Consider the following 16,872-nt stretch of genomic DNA (forward strand, 5'->3'; position numbering starts at 1 on the left):
TGGTCCTCATGTCCGGACAATGTGACCGGTGCCCGCTCCCCGGCGCCGGGTGATCGATTGCCATGTCGGACAATGGGGCGTTTGGGGTTTCGAGAACCCGGCCGGGTTCCCGCGGAACCCCGGCACGCACAGCACGGCACAGCAAGAAGGGCACGGCCTCGTGGCACGGTTTCGGACCTGGGTAGGCATCGCGCTGGCGGGGGCACTGTCGCTGTCCCTGGCCGGCTGCAGCAGCACCGGCGGCAAGCGCGCCGAGGACGCCCGCAAGGCCGCGGCGGCCCAGGGGAAGGCGGCGGTGAACACACCCCGCTGGACCTTCGCGATGATCACCCACTCGGGCGACGGCGACACCTTCTGGGACATCGTCCAGAGCGGCGCCGAGCAGGCCGCCGTCAAGGACAACATCAACTTCCTGTACTCCCACGACGACGAGGCGCAGCAGCAGGCGCAGCTCGTGGACGCGGCCGTCGACAAGAAGGTCGACGGGATCATCGTCACCCTCGCCAAGCCCGACGCCATGAAGTCCGCCCTGGACCGGGCCCGGAAGGCCGGCATCCCGGTGGTCACCGTGAACTCCGGCTCGCAGGAGTCCAAGGAGTTCGGCGCGCTCACCCACATCGGTCAGGACGAGACGATCGCCGGTGAGGCCGTCGGCGAGGAGCTGAACGCCCGGGGCCGGGGGCAGGCGCTCTGCGTGCTGCACGAGCAGGGCAACGTCGGTCACGAGCAGCGCTGCGACGGCGTGGAGAAGACCTTCGACGGCAAGGTCGAGCGGCTCTACGTCAACGGCACCAGCATGCCGGACGTGCAGTCCGCCCTCGAGGCGAAGCTCCAGACGGACAAGGCCGTCGACGCCGTCGTCACCCTGGGCGCCCCCTACGCCGACACCGCGGTGAAGGCCAAGCAGGGCGCGGGCAGCAAGGCCGAGATCGACACCTTCGACCTCAACGCCAAGGTGGCCGCCGGGCTGCAGGACGGCACCCTCGGCTTCGCCGTCGACCAGCAGCCCTACCTCCAGGGCTACGAGGCGGTCGACCTGCTGTGGCTGTACAAGTACAACGCCGACGTCCTCGGTGGCGGCCGGCCGGTGCTCACCGGGCCGCAGATCATCACCAAGGACGACGCCGCCGAGCTGGCCGACTACACCGAGCGAGGCACCCGATGAGCGCGACCACGGACGCGGCAACCGTTGACGACAGGGCTGACGAAAGGATTCTGCAGACCTCTGTGCTGCGGAAGCTGCTGGGCCGTCCCGAGCTGGGCTCCGTCGTCGGCGCGATCGCCGTCTTCGTCTTCTTCGCGCTCTTCGCCGACAGCTTCCTGCGCGCCTCCAGCCTCAGCACGGTGCTCTACGCCGCCTCCACGATCGGCATCATGGCCGTGCCCGTGGCGCTGCTGATGATCGGCGGCGAGTTCGACCTGTCCGCGGGCGTCATGGTCACCTCGTCGGCGCTCGTGTCGTCGATGTTCAGCTACCAGATGACCGCCAACGTCTGGGTCGGCGTCGGCGTCTCCCTGCTGGTCACCCTGGCGATCGGCGCCTTCAACGGCTTCATGCTCACCCGCACCAAGCTGCCCAGCTTCATCATCACGCTGGGCACCTTCCTGATGCTGACCGGCCTGAACCTGGGCTTCACCAAGCTGATCGACGGCACCGTCTCCACCAAGACGATCGCCGACATGGAGGGCTTCACCTCCGCCCGCGAGGTCTTCGCCTCCACGATCACCATCGGCGGCGTCGGCTTCAAGGTCACCATCCTGTGGTGGCTCGCCCTGGTCGCCGTAGCCAGCTGGATCCTGCTGCGCACCCGTGCCGGCAACTGGATCTTCGCGGTCGGCGGCAACAAGGACGCCGCCCGCGCGGTGGGCGTCCCGGTCACCAGGACCAGGATCGGCCTCTACATGGGCGTCGCCTTCGGCGCCTGGATCGCCGGCCAGCACCTGCTCTTCTCCTACGACGTCGTCCAGTCCGGCGAGGGCGTCGGCAACGAGCTGATCTACATCATCGCGGCCGTCATCGGCGGCTGCCTGATCACCGGTGGGTACGGCAGCGCCGTCGGCTCGGCGGTCGGCGCGTTCATCTTCGGCATGACCAGCAAGGGCATCGTCTTCGCCGAGTGGAACCCCGACTGGTTCAAGTTCTTCCTCGGAGCGATGCTGCTCCTCGCGACCCTGCTCAACGCCTGGGTCCGCAAGCGCGCGGAGGCCGCGAAATGACGCAGACCGCAGCACGTACGGCGCTCGTCGAGCTGTCCGACGTCAGCAAGAACTACGGCAACGTGCGCGCCCTCGAAGGCGTGTCGCTGGAGGTCCACGCCGGTGAGATCACCTGCGTGCTCGGCGACAACGGCGCGGGCAAGTCGACCCTCATCAAGATCATCGCCGGCCTGCACCAGCACGACGGCGGCACGCTGAGCCTCGACGGCGAGGAGACCCGCCTCTCCTCCCCGCGCGAGGCCCTGGACCGCGGCATCGCCACCGTCTACCAGGACCTGGCCGTCGTCCCGCTCATGCCGGTCTGGCGGAACTTCTTCCTCGGCTCCGAGCCCCGCAAGGGCGTCGCCCCCTTCAAGCGCATGGACGTCGACCACATGCGCCGCACCACCCGCGCCGAACTCCTGCGCATGGGCATCGACCTGCGCGACGTCGACCAGCCCATCGGCACCCTCTCCGGCGGCGAACGCCAGTGCGTGGCGATCGCCCGCGCGGTGCACTTCGGCGCGAAGGTGCTCGTGCTGGACGAGCCGACGGCGGCCCTGGGCGTGAAGCAGTCCGGCGTGGTCCTGAAGTATGTGGCGGCGGCACGGGACCAGGGCCTGGGTGTTGTCTTGATCACCCACAACCCGCACCACGCGTACCTGGTGGGCGACAGGTTCGTGCTCCTCAAGCGCGGCACGATGGTGGGCAATCACGAGCGGGAGGACATCACGCTGGACGAGCTGACGCGGCAGATGGCAGGCGGAAACGAGCTGGACGATCTACGCCATGAACTGGAACGCCGCTAGGGGCGCGGGGCTGTGCCAATTTGCGGCTCCGCCGCGTGGGCGCGACCAGCCACGACGCACCGGAACCCGGCAACGAACCGTTCCACCTGCACCCTGTCCATTCGGCACCCAGCATGAGCGTGCGGCACAATCGCACCCGATGAGCACCTACCGCGACTTCACCGCCCCCATCGGCTCCCGCCGCGCCCCGGTCCTGCGCACCGTGGGCACGCGGGAACGCCGCTCGCACCTGACGGCACCCCGCGTGCCGACGGTCGGCATCGACATCGGCGGTACGAAAGTCATGGCGGGCGTCGTCGACGCCGACGGCAACATCCTGGAGAAGCTCCGCACGGAGACCCCCGACAAGTCCAAGAGCCCCAAGGTCGTCGAGGACACCATCGTCGAACTGGTCCTGGACCTCTCCGACCGGCACGACGTGCACGCCGTCGGCATCGGCGCGGCCGGCTGGGTCGACGCCGACCGCAACCGCGTGCTGTTCGCCCCCCACCTGTCCTGGCGCAACGAACCGCTGCGCGACCGCATCGCCGGCCGCCTCGCGGTCCCCGTCCTGGTGGACAACGACGCCAACACGGCGGCCTGGGCCGAGTGGCGTTTCGGCGCCGGCCGCGGCGAGGACCACCTCGTCATGATCACGCTGGGCACCGGCATCGGCGGCGCGATTTTGGAGGACGGCCAGGTCAAGCGGGGCAAGTACGGCGTCGCCGGCGAGTTCGGCCACATGCAGGTCGTGCCCGGCGGCCACCGCTGCCCGTGCGGCAACCGCGGCTGCTGGGAGCAGTACAGCTCCGGCAACGCCCTGGTCAGGGAGGCCCGCGAGCTGGCGGCCGCCGACTCGCCGGTGGCGTACGGGATCATCGAGCACGTCAAGGGCAGCATCGGCGACATCACCGGCCCGATGATCACCGAGCTGGCCCGTGACGGCGACGCCATGTGCGTCGAGCTGCTCCAGGACATCGGCCAGTGGCTCGGCGTCGGCATCGCCAACCTCGCCGCGGCCCTCGACCCGTCCTGCTTCGTGATCGGCGGCGGGGTCAGCGCCGCCGACGACCTGCTGATCGGCCCGGCGCGCGACGCCTTCAAGCGCCAGCTCACCGGCCGCGGCTACCGCCCCGAGGCCCGCATCGTCCGCGCCCAGCTCGGTCCCGAGGCCGGCATGGTGGGCGCCGCCGACCTGGCCCGGCTGGTCGCCCGCCGGTTCCGCCGCGCCAAGCGGCGCCGGGTGGAGCGGTACGAGCGCTACGAGCGGTACGCCGAGGCCCGCCGCACCTCCCGGGAGTCGCTGTGACCGATCCGCTGCCGCACCAGGCGGGCACCCCTGAGTCGGGCACCCCTCAGGCAGGCGCTCCTCAGGAGCCCGGGCCTCCGGTCGAGGACCGCCGGCACATGATCCGGCGCCGGACGCTCACCCTGCTCACCATCGTGCTGCTCATCGGCATCCCGGCCGGCTACCTCGTGATCTCCGCCAACCAGAGCCGCGACAGCGGCAGGGAGAAGGAGGCGAAGTACGCGGCGACCGGCATGACCGAGGGCTGGCCGTCGAAACTGCAGCGCCGCATCTACGAGGTGCCCGTCCCGATACCGTCCGAAGAGGTCGCGTACTACGAGACGAACAACTGGAAGACCAGTCGCCTCTACGTCCAGTTCGAGACCACCAACGCCGGTCTGGACGCCTTCCTGGCGGGGCTGGGCGTCGACCGGGACGCACTGCAGCAGGAGAAGATCGCCATCAGCGACCGCGCCCAGCAGGTCACCGGCTGGGAGTTCGGCGGGTCCGGTTCCTGGTGGGGCCTGGTCAACGAGCAGCGCAACCCGGCGCCCACCCAGGACGTCGTCGTGAACATGGAGAACCCGGACTACCCGATGGTGTACGTCGTCTCGCGCACCGTTCCCTGACCTGCTCCGGTGGTCCTCCGGGGCCGATTGTCAGACCCCGCCCGTAGAGTCGAAGACATCTGATCCGGCACACGGGCGGGAGGTGACAGGACGTATGAGCGACATGGCTGTGGTGGGCACGAGGGCCACCGGACGAGCGGGGGAGCCCGACGCTGCGGGAGAAGCGGCGGGGCCGTCGGAGGGTGTGGTTCCGTCCGTTCCCCTCCGGCTCGCCGCCGTCTTCCTGCCCGCACCGCTCCCGCGCGACGGGCGGATCGCCTTCTGGGACCCCGACGACGGCTCCGCCGCCGCGCCGTCCGCCGAGCGCGGCGACCGGCACGGGGAACCCACACAGCTCACCGTCGTACGGCCGCACGGCGCCGGCGTCCGGCGCAGGACGACGCCCGCGCTGTCCCTCCCGCTCGCCCAGGCGCTGCCCCTGCTGGTGAGCGCCCGGCACGACCCGGTTGCCCACCCGGCCACCGCCTGCTGGGGCGCCGCCGCCCTGCACGCCCTGCGGCTCACCGCGCGCGGCCGACTGCTGCCCGGGCTGACGGCGACCGGGCACGACGCCTGGCGGGCCGGCCCCCTGGACCCCGACGACATCGCGCATCTGCGCGCGGTGGCCGCCGCCCTGCCCCCGGAGGGCCACGCGGTCCCGCTGGACGGCCCCGGCCCGATCCGGCTGCCGGAGCCGGAAGCACTGGTCCGCGCCTTCCTGGACGCGGTCGCCGACACCCTGCCCCGTACCCCGGCCGCACCCCACGCCTCGGGCCGTCCCTTCGCCGCCCGCACGGCCCAGCGCCTGCCCGACGCCCACGACTGGGCCGCGGAGGTCGCCGCCGGCATGGACGCGGGCGTACGGATCTCGCTCCGCCTGGACCTGTCGGCGTACGACCTCTTCGACGGGGAGGGCGACGGAGAGGGCCTCGGCGGCGCGCGCCGCGCGGGGGCGGCGGTCGTCCAGGTGCACAGCCTCGCCGACCCCACCCTCGTCGCCGACGCGGCGGACCTGTGGTCGGGCGCGGCCGACGCGGCGTTCGGCCCCCGCGCGCGCGTGGACGCCGCCCTCGCCGTGCGGCGCGCGGCGCGGGTCTGGCCCCCGCTCGACCGGCTCACCGAGCAGGACGTGCCCGACGTCCTCGGCCTCTCCGAGGAGGAGGTCACCGACCTGCTGGGAGTGGCGGCCGGCCGGCTCGCCGCCGCCGGAGTCGCCGTCCACTGGCCCCGGGACCTCGCCCAGGACCTCACCGCGACCGCGGTGGTCCGGCCCGCGCCCGGCTCGGCGACGGACGGCACCGGTTTCTTCGAGAGCGAGGACCTTCTCCAGTTCCGCTGGCAGCTGGCGATCGGCGGCGACCCGCTCACCGAGGCCGAGATGGACACCCTCGCCGAGGCCCACCGTCCGGTCGTCCGGCTGCGCGACCGCTGGGTGCTGGTCGACCCCGCGCTGGTCCGCCGCGCCCGCAAGCGCGACCTGGGCCTGCTCGACCCGGTCGACGCCCTCTCCGTCGCCCTCACCGGCAGCGCGGAGGCCGACGGCGAGACGGTCGACGTGGTGCCGGTCGGCGCGCTGGCCGCCCTGCGCGACCGGCTCACGGCCGGGGTACGCCCCGCCGAGGCGCCGCCCGGCCTGCACGCCACGCTCCGCGACTACCAGCTGCGCGGCCTGGCCTGGCTCGACCTCATGACCTCCCTCGGCCTCGGCGGCTGCCTCGCCGACGACATGGGCCTCGGCAAGACGGTCACCGTCATCGCCCTGCACCTCAAGCGCGCCCGCACCGAGCCGACCCTGGTGGTCTGCCCGGCCTCACTGCTGGGCAACTGGCAGCGGGAGATCACCCGCTTCGCGCCCGGCGTCCCCGTCCGCCGCTTCCACGGCGCCGACCGCACCCTGGACGACCTCACCGGCGGCTTCGTCCTCACCACGTACGGCACGATGCGGTCCGCCGCGGCGACGCTGGCCGAGCAGCACTGGGGCATGGTCGTCGCGGACGAGGCGCAGCACGTCAAGAATCCGTACTCGGCGACGGCGAAGGCCCTGCGCACCATCCCGTCCCCCGCGCGCGTCGCCCTGACCGGCACACCGGTGGAGAACAACCTCTCCGAGCTGTGGGCCCTGCTCGACTGGACCACCCCCGGGCTCCTCGGCCCCCTCAAGTCCTTCCGCGCCCGGCACGCGCGCGCGGTGGAGAACGGCGAGGACGAGCAGGCGGTGGAGCGCCTCGCCCGGCTGATCCGGCCCTTCCTGCTGCGCCGCAGGAAGTCCGACCCGGGCATCGTCCCCGAGCTGCCGCCGAAGACCGAGACGGATCACCCCGTCCCGCTCACCCGCGAACAGGCCGCGCTGTACGAGGCGGTCGTGCGCGAGTCGATGTTCGCCATCGAGGCGGCCGAGGGCATGGGCCGCCGGGGCCTCGTGCTCAAGCTCCTGACCTCACTGAAGCAGATCTGCGACCACCCCGCGCTGTTCCTGAAGGAGGAGCGCCCGCCGGGCGGAGCCGACCGGCTGACCGCCCGCTCCGGCAAACTCGCCCTGCTGGACGAGCTGTTGGACACGGTGCTCGCGGAGGACGGTTCGGCGCTCGTCTTCACGCAGTACGTCGGCATGGCCCGCCTCATCACCTCCCACCTGACCGCCCGGGCGGTCCCCGTCGACCTCCTGCACGGCGGTACGCCGGTGCCGGAGCGCGAGCGCATGGTGGACCGCTTCCAGAGCGGGGAGACCCCCGTCCTCGTCCTGTCCCTGAAGGCCGCCGGCACCGGCCTGAACCTCACGCGCGCCGGCCACGTCGTGCACTTCGACCGCTGGTGGAACCCGGCCGTCGAGGAACAGGCCACCGACCGCGCCTACCGCATCGGCCAGACCCAGCCGGTCCAGGTCCACCGCCTCGTCACCGAGGGCACGGTGGAGGACCGTATCGCCGAGATGCTCCAGTCCAAACGGGCCCTGGCCGACGCGGTCCTCGGCTCCGGCGAGGCGGCCCTCACCGAGCTGACCGTGCGTGAACTGTCCGACCTGGTGTCCCTGCGGAGGCCGTCATGACCCCCCGGCCCGCCGACGAGGCACGCCGCGCCCTGCGCGAGGCACGCGAGCGCGGGGAGGAGGCGCCGGGCGACTCCACCGCCGACGCCACGGAGCGTCAGCCGGCGCCGGAGCAAGGGCAGGACCATGCCGACCGGGACCGGGACCGCAAGCGCGGAGAGAACCCCGGGACACGCCCCGGGGACATCGCCCGCGCGGCGCTGCGCAGCGCACGGGTCGCACGGCTCGCCCGGCACGAGGGGGCGGACGACGGCGCCAGGGCAGAACGGGGCGCGACGGCGGACGGCGGCCCGCAGGCCACGCCCGGCACCCCCGCGGAGGAAGGGGATCGGCCCGCAGAGGTGACCCGGCCGGCTGAGCCGATGGTTTCCGAGGCAGCGACCGCTTTGCCTCCGACGGACCGCTCCGACGACGCGGCGGGCCCCGTCGGTGACCCGTCGACCCCTCCGGACGAGGAGACCGCCCCTGCTCCAGTGACTCCTCCCGGCGGTGCGACCCCCGCGGCTCGCCCCGGCTCAGGGACCGAGGGCGAGGGGCGACCGGCGGATGTGGCGCGTGAGGCGTTGCGGGCGGCGCGCCGACAGGCTCGGGCGGACACCGCCACCAAGGGTGCGGCGAGCACACGGCGGCTGTCCGGCCCGGCCCGTCGCCTGCACGGCACCGGCGGTTCGCGCACCGCCGACGCCCGCGCCCGTGCCGTGCGGGAGTTCATCGCGGACGCGTTCCGGCTGCCCCCGGAGGCCGAGGCGGACCCGGCCGGTGAGCCCCCGACCTCGGCCGGTGAGCCGCCGACCTCGGGAGGGCCTGCGGGGTCCTCGGGCGAGTTTGCCGGGGCCTTCGGAAGGCCTGCCGGGTCGTCTGGCGACCTTGCAGGGGTGTCTGGGAGACCCGCCGAGTCGTCCGGCGAGTCCGTCGGGACCCCCGGCGAGTCCGTCGGGACGCCCCGTGAGTCCGTCGGGACTCCCGGCGAGTCCGTCGGGACGCCCCGTGAGTCCGTCGGGACGCCCCGTGAGTCCGTCGGGACTCCCGGCGAGTCCGTCGGGACGCCCCGTGAGTCCGTCGGGACTCCCGGCGAGTCCGTCGGGACCTCCCGTGAGTCCGTCGGGACCTCCCGTGAGTCCGTCGGGACCCCCCGTGAGTCCGCCGGGGCCTCTGGTGAGCCCGCTCGGACCTCCCTCGAGTCCGCCGGTGGGCCTTCCGTAGGGAACCCGGTGATGGCTTCGCGCGCGGAGCCGGACGCGTCGCGCGGCCCGAACCCCACCCCCGTATCTGCTCCCACGTCCTCCCACGTCGCGATGCCGGCCCCGTACCGCGACCTGGCCGATTCCGTTGCCGATCCCGACCCCGACCCCGACCCCGATCCCGATCGCGATCGCGATGCCGATGCCGATCGCGGCGAGCCGTGGCTCCGGCCCGCGTCGTCGCACGGCTCCGGCTCCCCGTCGCCCCGTCGCCAGGCGGTTCCGCCTCCGGAGCGTGGCCGCCCCGCGGCGCACGGCCGGTCGCTCCCGCCCTCGCCGCCCGGGACCCCCCGCGCCCCCCGCTCCATGGCCGCCCCGGGCCGTGACGGCGAGCTGCGTCGTACCTTCCCCGCGCTCCCGCCCCGGGCGGCGGCGGACGAGGGCTTCGCCGGGACGTGGTGGGGCAACGCGTGGGTGACCGCGTTGGAGGAGGGCGCCCTGGACGCCGCGCGGCTGGCGCGGGGGCGCGGGTATGCCGAGCGGGGACACGTCGATGCCATCACCGTGACGCCCGGCCTGGTCCTCGCCTATGTGCAGGGCAGCCGGCCCCGGCCGTACCGCGTGCAGGTGCGGCTGCGCACCCTGGGCGACGACGACTGGCAGCGGTTCCTGGACGCGGCCGTCGAGCGGCCCGGGCACATCGCCGCGCTGCTCGACAAGGAGCTGCCCCACTCCCTGGCCGACTGCGGCGTCCCCCTGCTTCCCGGCCCCGGCGACCTCGCCCCGCAGTGCAGTTGCCCCGACTCCGGACACCCCTGCAAGCATGCCGCCGCCCTCTGCTACCAGACGGCACGTCTGCTCGACGCCGACCCCTTCGTCCTGCTCCTGCTGCGCGGCCGGGGCGAACGCGAGCTGCTCGACGCCCTGTCCCGGCTGAACGCGGCCCGTGCCGCCCGCGCCGCCCAGGACCGCGGACCGGCCCCGCTGCCCGGCGTCCGGGCCGCCGAGGCACTGGCCGCGCGCATCCGGCCGCCCCTCCCGGCCCCGCTGCCCGCGCCGCCGCATCCCGAACAGCCCCCGGCCTGTCCGGCGGCCCCGGGCGGCCCCGACCCCTTCGCCCTGGACCAGCTGGCCACCGACGCCGCCGCCCGCGCCCACACGCTGCTCACCACGGGCCGCGACCCGGTCGGTGGGCTGTCGCTGTGGCAGGACGCCGTCCGCCTCGCCGCGGCCCGACCGGGCTCCGGACTCACCGCCGGCACCCGCGCGCTCTACGCGGCCCTCGCCTCGGCCGCCGGTCGAGGGACCGCGGAGCTGGCGCGCGCCGTGGCCGCCTGGCGGCAGGGCGGCCCGGACGGCCTCGACGTCCTGGAGGAGCCCTGGGACCCGCCGGCCGGTCGTTTCGACCGCGCCCGCCCCCTGCTGCTCGCCGCCGACCTCCCCGCCTTCCGCCCTTGGCGCAACCGCCTCACCCATCCCCGGGGCCACGTCCAGCTCAGACTCGGCCGGACGGGTCTCTGGTACGCCTACGAGTCGGAGCCCGGCCGCGACGACTGGTGGCCGCGTGGCACCCCCGACCTCGACCCCGTCGGCGCCCTGACGGGCCTGGGCGTAGCGGGCGACCTCTGACCGTCCCGACCCGCCCCGACCACCGTCCCGACCCGCCCGACCACCGTCCCGACCGGTGCGTCGAGGCCTTCGGTGGGTACCCGTCCCCCGGACCCAGAAAGGCCTCCCGGCCTCAGGGAGATGAGTACTCATGGTCTCGCACACCGTCTCGCAGACCGCGAAGGTCCCCTCGGGAGGGGTGAGGCTGGACGGCGACCTGACGCTTCCCGCCGGGGCGCGAGGGGTGGTCCTGTTCGCGCACGGCAGCGGCAGCTCACGATTCAGCCCCCGCAACCGTGCCGTCGCCGCCGGACTGCACCGGGCCGGGTTCGGCACGCTGCTGCTGGACCTGCTGACCGAGGACGAGGAGCGCGAGGACATCGACACCGGCCGGCACCGTTTCGACATCGCCCTGCTGGCCCGCCGCTTGTCGGACGCCGTCGACTGGCTGGAGCGCCGCCCGGACACCACGGATCTGCCCGTGGGCCTGTTCGGGGCGAGCACGGGGGCGGGAGCCGCGCTGGCGGCGGCGGCCGGGCGGCCGAAACGGGTGTCCGCGGTGGTGTCGCGGGGAGGCCGCCCGGACCTGGCCGGCGACGCACTGCCCCAGGTCACCGCCCCGGTTCTGCTCATCGTGGGCGGCAGCGACACGACCGTACTGGAGCTCAACCGGGAGGCTGCCGAAGAGCTGTCGGCACCCCACCGCCTCCACGTCGTGCCGGGCGCCACGCACCTCTTCCCGGAACCCGGCGCCCTCGAGCAGGTCACCGAGGCCGCCGCCGACTGGTTCCGCGACCACATGGGCGGCGGCTGAAGCCGCGCGCGGCCGGCGGCCCGCCGCGGTTTCACCGGCGTGCGGCAGGAAACCCCGAACAGTGGCGCCGGTGCGCACCCCTTTCGCCCCGCATGAGACATGAGAAAGGCGGTCACCAGGCCATGCGATTCCCCAACCGCAAGGAAGCCGGCCAGGAACTCGCCCTCCGCCTCATGGAATGGGCCGCGGACGGCGACCTCCCCGACCCCGTCGTCCTCGCCCTGCCCCGAGGCGGTGTCCCCGTGGCCGTCCAGATCGCCCGGGCCCTGAGCGCGCCGCTGGACGTGCTGGTCGTACGCAAGATCGGTCTGCCCGGCCGACCGGAGGCGGGCATCGGCGCGATCGTCGGCGACGACCCGCCGCTCTTCGACACGCGGGCCCTGGAGATGCTCGGTCTGAGCGAGGACCGCCTCGTCCCGGACGTGGAACGCGAGCGCGCCGAACTGCACCGCCGCAACCTGCTGTACCGGGGCGACCGCCCCGCGCCCGACATCAAGGACCGGACCGTGATCGTCGTCGACGACGGCCTGGCCACCGGCGCCACCGCCCGCGCCGCCCTGCGGTACCTGCGCCGCCTGGGCCCCGCCCGCCTGATCCTCGCCGTCCCCGTCGGCGCGCCGGAATCCTGCGCCGAGATGCGCTCGGAAGCCGACGACGTCGTCTGCCTGTACCAGCCGCCGGACTTCCAGGCGGTCGGCCTCTGGTACGAGGACTTCGATCAGGTGAGCGACGAAGAGGTGATCGGGACACTCCGCGAGCACTGAACCCAAGAGAACCCACCGGTGTCCGATTCTCGCCAGTGCGCCGTAAATGCCTGGACCGAGAACGTCCCCTGACGGGACACTTCCGACCTCCGAAACTCCGGGAGTGTGATGGGGACAACAGACACACGAGCGCCGACGCCGGGCAGGAGCGCGGTCGTTCTGGCGCTGCGCCACTACGGCCGGGAACTGCTGCGCCTACGACTACTGGCCCTGCCCGCGCTGCTGCTGCCGGCCGTGGGCAACATCGGCATCCGGTACGTCGCCCCGCTGCTGATCGCCAAACTGGCGGGACAGGCCGCCGGCGACGGCGGGCTCACCCTCACCTCGGCGCTGCCGTACGTGGTGGGCTTCGGGGTGACGCTGCTGCTCGCCGAGGCCGTGTGGCGGGTCGGGCAGCACTGCCTGAACCGCGTGGACGCCCTCGGCATGGAGCACCTGTACGTGAGCGGCATGGACGAACTCCTCGCCAAGGACGCGGCGTTCTTCCACGACAACTTCGCCGGCTCCCTGACCAAACGGGTGCTGAGCTTCGGCAAGCGCTTCGAGGACTTCGTCGACACGGTGACGTACCGGATCGTGGGCAGCCTCGTCCCCCTGGTGTTCGGTGCCGTGGTGCTGTGGAGCTACGAACCGATGCTGGTCGCCGGCCTCCTTCTGATGATCGCGCTGACGGTGGTGGCCGCGACCCCACTGATCCGTCGGCGGCAGCGGCTCGTCAACGACCGTGAGGCGGCGATCGCCCGGGTCTCCGGCCACGTCGCCGACAGCCTGATGAACATGGAGACCATCCGGGCGTTCGCGGCCGAGCGGCGCGAGGCCGACGAACACCGCAGCCGCGTCGCGGACTCCCGGCGCCTGACGCTGCGGTCGTGGGACTACGGCAATCTGCGCGTCGACACCCTGATCGCCCCCATGTCCGTGCTGACCAACGTGCTGGGTCTGCTCGTCGCCATCGCCTTCGGTGGCCCCGGTCAGGGAGTGGAGGAGGTCGTCGTCGCCTTCACCTACTACTCCAACGCGACCCAGATCATGTTCGAGTTCAACCAGATCTACCGGCGGCTGGAAAGCTCGATGACCGAAGCCGCGCAGTTCACGGAGCTGCTGCTGGACCCGCCCACCGTGCTCGACCCGACGGAGCCCGAACCGCTCGCACCGAAGGACACCGGCATCCGCTTCGCGGCGGTGACCTTCGCCCACTCGGGTGCGAAGCCGATCTTCGAGGGACTCGACCTGGACGTGCCGGCGGGCGCACGGATCGGTCTGGTCGGCAGGTCCGGCGGCGGCAAGACCACCCTCACCCGGCTTCTGCTGCGGATGTCGGACATCGACGAGGGACGCATCCTGATCGGTGGTCAGGACATCAGTCGGCTGCGCCAGACCGACCTGCGCTCACTGATCGCCTACGTCCCGCAGGAACCCGCCATGTTCCACCGCAGCCTGCGGGACAACATCGCCTTCGCGCGCCCCGGCGCCACCGACGACGAGATCCACGCGGCGGCCGCGGCCGCGCACGTCACGGAGTTCGCGGACCATCTTCCCGACGGATTCGCCACCTTGGTGGGGGAGCGGGGAGTCAAACTCTCCGGCGGCCAGCGCCAGCGCGTCGCCCTCGCCCGGGCCATCCTGCGCGACGCCCCGATCCTGCTGCTCGACGAGGCGACCAGCGCCCTGGACTCGGAGAGCGAGCTCCTCGTCCAGGACGCCCTGTGGCGGCTGATGGAGGGACGTACGGCCCTCGTGGTCGCCCACCGCCTGAGCACCGTCGCCGGCATGGACCGTCTCGTCGTCCTCGACCGCGGAAGCGTCGTCGAGCAGGGCACCCACGAGGAACTGCTCGTGGCGAACGGTGCCTACGCCAAGCTGTGGCAGCACCAGTCGGGCGGCTTCCTCGGCGAGAGCGCCGAGTCGGCCCTCGAAAGCCCGGTCCACGTGACCGAGTCGGTTTCCGGACACCCTTGACCACAGGGCGGCGTGACGTCCGTGCCAAGTCCTGGCGGACGCCTCGACCTCTGTTTGATCTCTGGGGAGTACGAGACCGTCACGACGATGCGAGAGGTATCTCTTGAGCAGGCTAATGGACGTGTTCGACGCGTTGGTTTCTCCGAGTTACCGCACTTTCGGGCTGGTTGACACGACCGTCGACATCCATGGACTGGACGCGGACTCCACGAAGTGGTTGCTCTCCGCTCCCGGCCTCGTGTACATGCAGGTACCGGCCCAGGTGATTCGGGCCACCGTGCGGCTGGAGAGCTGGTCCACCCGCCCTCCGGAAGAGGATGCCCCGTGGTTCGGACGGGAAGAGGTGCAGGTGCGACTCCCCGGCGGCGACCTGGCCGTCCATACCCTCGACGGGGGTCGGCAAGAGGTCCCGCTGATCCTGCCGTCGCCCGGGGTGTACAGGATGCGGTGGCAGTGGATGTTCAACAGCGAAAGCGGCCCCTTCGTCTCACCGCTTTCGTGGCGCACTCTGGAGGTTCCTCCGCTGAGGGAGAAGAGGCTGAACGGCACGGATCAGTACTGTCTCGTGCAGATCTGGCGCACCTTGGCCGAGTGAAGAGGCGAACCGGTCGCCGCACCCAGCCGTTCTTCAGCGGCCGTCGCACGGGTCGGCACCCGCAGGCATCGGCCGGGTGTCGGCCGCCAGGCAGGAGGAGTACACCCGTGGTGGCGTGGGCTGCGGCTCCGGTTCCGGCGCGGTACCCACGGCGATGATCGCCGCCGCACCTATGCAGGCCAGCGCTGCCAGCGAGGCGAGCGCCGTGCGGCGGCTCACCGGTCGTCCCCGAAGTGGTCGCGGATCTCGTCGCTGCAGTCGTCCGAGCCGGCCTTGCGTCGGGAGAAGGTCAGCACTCCGTCGTCCTTGCCGTCCTGCTTGGCCTCGGCCAGCTGCGTCTCGATGTCCGCGATGTACTCGGCGCACTCCTCGCTGACGGGTTTCTCGGGTTGCGGGCCCTGTGGTGAGGAAGCGTTCAGTGCGACGGTGGCGGCGATGCCGGTCGCGCACAGCACCGCCCACGCGACCACCCACGTGCGGCGGCTCATCCGTATCGGCTCGGGCATCCAGGCATCCTACGAGCGGCGCAGCGGGCCGTGTCCGGTGGTGGAGTGCAGGTGGTGCAGGAGTGATGCGGCGCCTCGGACGGCGAGGGCGAGAGAGGTCAGCGTCGGGTTGCAGGCGGTGGCGGTCGGGATGACGTTGTTGCCCGCGACCCACAGGCCCCGGGTGTGCCAGACGCGGCTGTGGCTGTCGCAGACGCTGGTGCCGTCGTCGGCGGGCCCCATGCGCGTGGTGCCCTGGTAGTGCAGCGAGCTGCCCGCGGGCAGGAGGACGGGGGAGTCGTCCAGGGGGATCCCCACGGCGGTGCCCGCTTCGGTGACGGCCTTCTTCGCTTCTTCGATCGTGGTGAGGTCGCGTTCGGTGTAGCGGTAGTGGATGCGCAGGGCGGGCAGGCCGTACGCATCGGTCGTGGTGTCGTCGAACTCGACGCGGTCCTCGGCGGTGATGTCCTTGGCGCAGAACCAGCCCAGTCCGACGACCGTGCCGGGCTCGACGGTCGTGTCGTCGGCGAGCGGGACCGGTGACGCGTCGAGCTGCATCACCTGGCCGTGGAAGGGGTGCGCATCGGTGTACGGGACCCAACTGACGCCGCTCTGGGGGACGATGGCGCCGTCCTCGTCGCGGGCGCGGTCCGTGACGGCGCGGTGGGTGGTGACGACGTCGTCGGGCAGGCGGGCGGCGTGGACGATCTGCGGCTGGTCGTTGAGGTAGCGGCCCAGCGCGGGCGGGCGGATGCCGGAGGCGTGCAGGAGTTGCGGGGTGCGCAGGGCGTCCGCGGCCACGACGACCGCCCGTGCGGAGACCGTCCGCTCCTCGCCGTCGGCCAGGTTCCGTACGGTCACTCCGGTCGCGGTGCCGGCGTCCAGGACGACGCGCAGGCACAGGCAGCGGTCGGCGATCTCCACCCGCGGGTCGCGTGCCGCCGGGCCGAGGACGACGTCCGTACCGCTCCAGGTGTGGGCGCCGTCGGGGCGCCTGGTGACGGCCAGGGGCATCGGGGCCACCCGGCGGTGGTCCGGCCGGCCGGGGTCGAAGAGGGCGGAGAGGCGGGCGCGTACCTCGTCCGCGAAGGGGGCGTGGTCGAAGGCGTGGGTGTCGACGCGCAGGAGCTGTTCGGCCCGGGCGAGGTGGGCGTCCATCTCGGTGTCGGGGATGAAGCCGATGCGTTCGCCGTCGCCGGGGCGGGGGCAGGCGCCGGTCCAATGGGCGCCCATGCCGCCGACGTTGGTGGAGAGGGCGGCCGCGGGGAGGTCGGGGGCGCCGAGCAGGCGGGTGCCGGGTCGACCGGCCGGGCCGGGACCTTCGGAGGCGTGCTGGGCCAGCGCGCGTTCACCCGGGTCGGGGATGTTCTTCACGTGCGCGCCCGGCACGTCCGTCAGCCGCGGACCGGCGTCGAGCAGCAGGATGCGGGCGGTGGGGTGGTGGTCGTACACCTCGCGTACGTAGGTGCTGCCGGCGGGGCCGCTGCCGACGACGACGAGGTCGTAGGAGGATGCCGAGGGGAGGGACATGGAGGGCTCC

Annotated in this window: 14 protein-coding genes; 11 read left to right on the top strand and 3 right to left on the bottom strand. The window is 72.8% G+C overall.

The window, feature by feature from the left end; all coding sequences use genetic code 11:
- The first annotated feature begins 160 nt into the window (after positions 1–160).
- The 11 genes from ACIGO6_RS12225 to ACIGO6_RS12275 all read left to right on the top strand — a co-directional run bounded on the left by ACIGO6_RS12225 (position 161) and on the right by ACIGO6_RS12275 (position 14,847).
- On the top strand, positions 161–1,165 hold the full coding sequence (locus tag ACIGO6_RS12225; protein WP_399874733.1) for a sugar ABC transporter substrate-binding protein: 1,005 nt from the start codon (positions 161–163) through the stop codon (positions 1,163–1,165).
- Positions 1,162–2,217 (top strand): ABC transporter permease, encoded by a 1,056-nt coding sequence (locus ACIGO6_RS12230; RefSeq protein WP_399874735.1) that lies wholly within the window; start codon positions 1,162–1,164, stop codon positions 2,215–2,217. The genes ACIGO6_RS12225 and ACIGO6_RS12230 overlap by 4 nt, the downstream gene beginning before the upstream one ends.
- Entirely contained in the window at positions 2,214–3,005 is a 792-nt protein-coding gene (locus ACIGO6_RS12235) for an ATP-binding cassette domain-containing protein (protein ID WP_399874737.1), read from the top strand. The genes ACIGO6_RS12230 and ACIGO6_RS12235 overlap by 4 nt, the downstream gene beginning before the upstream one ends.
- Before the next feature lie 139 nt (positions 3,006–3,144).
- On the top strand, positions 3,145–4,293 hold the full coding sequence (locus ACIGO6_RS12240) for an ROK family glucokinase (protein WP_100044432.1): 1,149 nt from the start codon (positions 3,145–3,147) through the stop codon (positions 4,291–4,293).
- A complete protein-coding gene (locus tag ACIGO6_RS12245) occupies positions 4,290–4,901 on the top strand; it encodes a sugar kinase (RefSeq protein ID WP_399874738.1) in 612 nt (203 codons plus the stop codon). Before ACIGO6_RS12240 ends, ACIGO6_RS12245 begins: the two co-directional genes overlap by 4 nt.
- A 94-nt stretch (positions 4,902–4,995) precedes the next feature.
- Complete coding sequence (locus ACIGO6_RS12250) at positions 4,996–7,926, top strand: DEAD/DEAH box helicase (RefSeq protein WP_399874740.1); 2,931 nt, start codon at positions 4,996–4,998, stop codon at positions 7,924–7,926.
- A gap of 362 nt (positions 7,927–8,288) precedes the next feature.
- Entirely contained in the window at positions 8,289–10,736 is a 2,448-nt protein-coding gene (locus tag ACIGO6_RS12255; protein WP_399874904.1) for an SWIM zinc finger family protein, read from the top strand.
- A 130-nt stretch (positions 10,737–10,866) separates the two neighbouring features.
- Positions 10,867–11,529 carry a dienelactone hydrolase family protein gene (locus ACIGO6_RS12260; protein WP_399874741.1) on the top strand — a complete coding sequence of 221 codons (663 nt, stop codon included), beginning with the start codon at positions 10,867–10,869 and terminating at the stop codon, positions 11,527–11,529.
- Between the two features lie 122 nt (positions 11,530–11,651).
- A complete protein-coding gene (locus ACIGO6_RS12265; RefSeq protein ID WP_399874743.1) occupies positions 11,652–12,293 on the top strand; it encodes a phosphoribosyltransferase in 642 nt (213 codons plus the stop codon).
- Between the two features lie 108 nt (positions 12,294–12,401).
- A complete protein-coding gene (locus ACIGO6_RS12270) occupies positions 12,402–14,252 on the top strand; it encodes an ABC transporter ATP-binding protein (protein WP_399874745.1) in 1,851 nt (616 codons plus the stop codon).
- A gap of 115 nt (positions 14,253–14,367) precedes the next feature.
- Positions 14,368–14,847 carry a hypothetical protein gene (locus tag ACIGO6_RS12275; RefSeq protein ID WP_399874747.1) on the top strand — a complete coding sequence of 160 codons (480 nt, stop codon included), beginning with the start codon at positions 14,368–14,370 and terminating at the stop codon, positions 14,845–14,847.
- Positions 14,848–14,880: 33 nt separating this feature from the next.
- On the opposite strand, the gene ACIGO6_RS12280 is transcribed toward ACIGO6_RS12275, so the two are convergent.
- The 3 genes from ACIGO6_RS12280 to ACIGO6_RS12290 are packed head-to-tail and all read right to left on the bottom strand — an operon-like array spanning position 14,881 to position 16,862.
- Positions 14,881–15,066, bottom strand: coding sequence for a hypothetical protein (locus ACIGO6_RS12280; RefSeq protein ID WP_399874749.1), 186 nt, complete (start codon positions 15,064–15,066; stop codon positions 14,881–14,883).
- Entirely contained in the window at positions 15,063–15,353 is a 291-nt protein-coding gene (locus ACIGO6_RS12285; RefSeq protein WP_399874751.1) for a hypothetical protein, read from the bottom strand. Before ACIGO6_RS12285 ends, ACIGO6_RS12280 begins: the two co-directional genes overlap by 4 nt.
- 9 nt (positions 15,354–15,362) lie before the next feature.
- Entirely contained in the window at positions 15,363–16,862 is a 1,500-nt protein-coding gene (locus tag ACIGO6_RS12290; protein ID WP_399874753.1) for a GMC oxidoreductase, read from the bottom strand.
- Positions 16,863–16,872 lie beyond the last annotated feature (10 nt).

The sequence above is a fragment of the Streptomyces sp. NPDC053750 genome (assembly GCF_044544295.1).
In the GTDB taxonomy this organism is placed as follows: domain Bacteria; phylum Actinomycetota; class Actinomycetes; order Streptomycetales; family Streptomycetaceae; genus Streptomyces.

Bases quoted from the DNA above. Each gene is read 5' to 3' on its own strand.
- ACIGO6_RS12285 (WP_399874751.1), bottom strand. From the start codon at position 15,353: ATGCCCGAGCCGATACGGATGAGCCGCCGCACGTGGGTGGTCGCGTGG.
- ACIGO6_RS12275 (WP_399874747.1), top strand. From the start codon at position 14,368: ATGGACGTGTTCGACGCGTTGGTTTCTCCGAGTTACCGCACTTTCGGG.
- ACIGO6_RS12230 (WP_399874735.1), top strand. From the start codon at position 1,162: ATGAGCGCGACCACGGACGCGGCAACCGTTGACGACAGGGCTGACGAA.
- ACIGO6_RS12250 (WP_399874740.1), top strand. From the start codon at position 4,996: ATGAGCGACATGGCTGTGGTGGGCACGAGGGCCACCGGACGAGCGGGG.
- ACIGO6_RS12240 (WP_100044432.1), top strand. From the start codon at position 3,145: ATGAGCACCTACCGCGACTTCACCGCCCCCATCGGCTCCCGCCGCGCC.
- ACIGO6_RS12270 (WP_399874745.1), top strand. From the start codon at position 12,402: ATGGGGACAACAGACACACGAGCGCCGACGCCGGGCAGGAGCGCGGTC.
- ACIGO6_RS12235 (WP_399874737.1), top strand. From the start codon at position 2,214: ATGACGCAGACCGCAGCACGTACGGCGCTCGTCGAGCTGTCCGACGTC.
- ACIGO6_RS12265 (WP_399874743.1), top strand. From the start codon at position 11,652: ATGCGATTCCCCAACCGCAAGGAAGCCGGCCAGGAACTCGCCCTCCGC.
- ACIGO6_RS12290 (WP_399874753.1), bottom strand. From the start codon at position 16,862: ATGTCCCTCCCCTCGGCATCCTCCTACGACCTCGTCGTCGTCGGCAGC.
- ACIGO6_RS12260 (WP_399874741.1), top strand. From the start codon at position 10,867: ATGGTCTCGCACACCGTCTCGCAGACCGCGAAGGTCCCCTCGGGAGGG.
- ACIGO6_RS12255 (WP_399874904.1), top strand. From the start codon at position 8,289: ATGGTTTCCGAGGCAGCGACCGCTTTGCCTCCGACGGACCGCTCCGAC.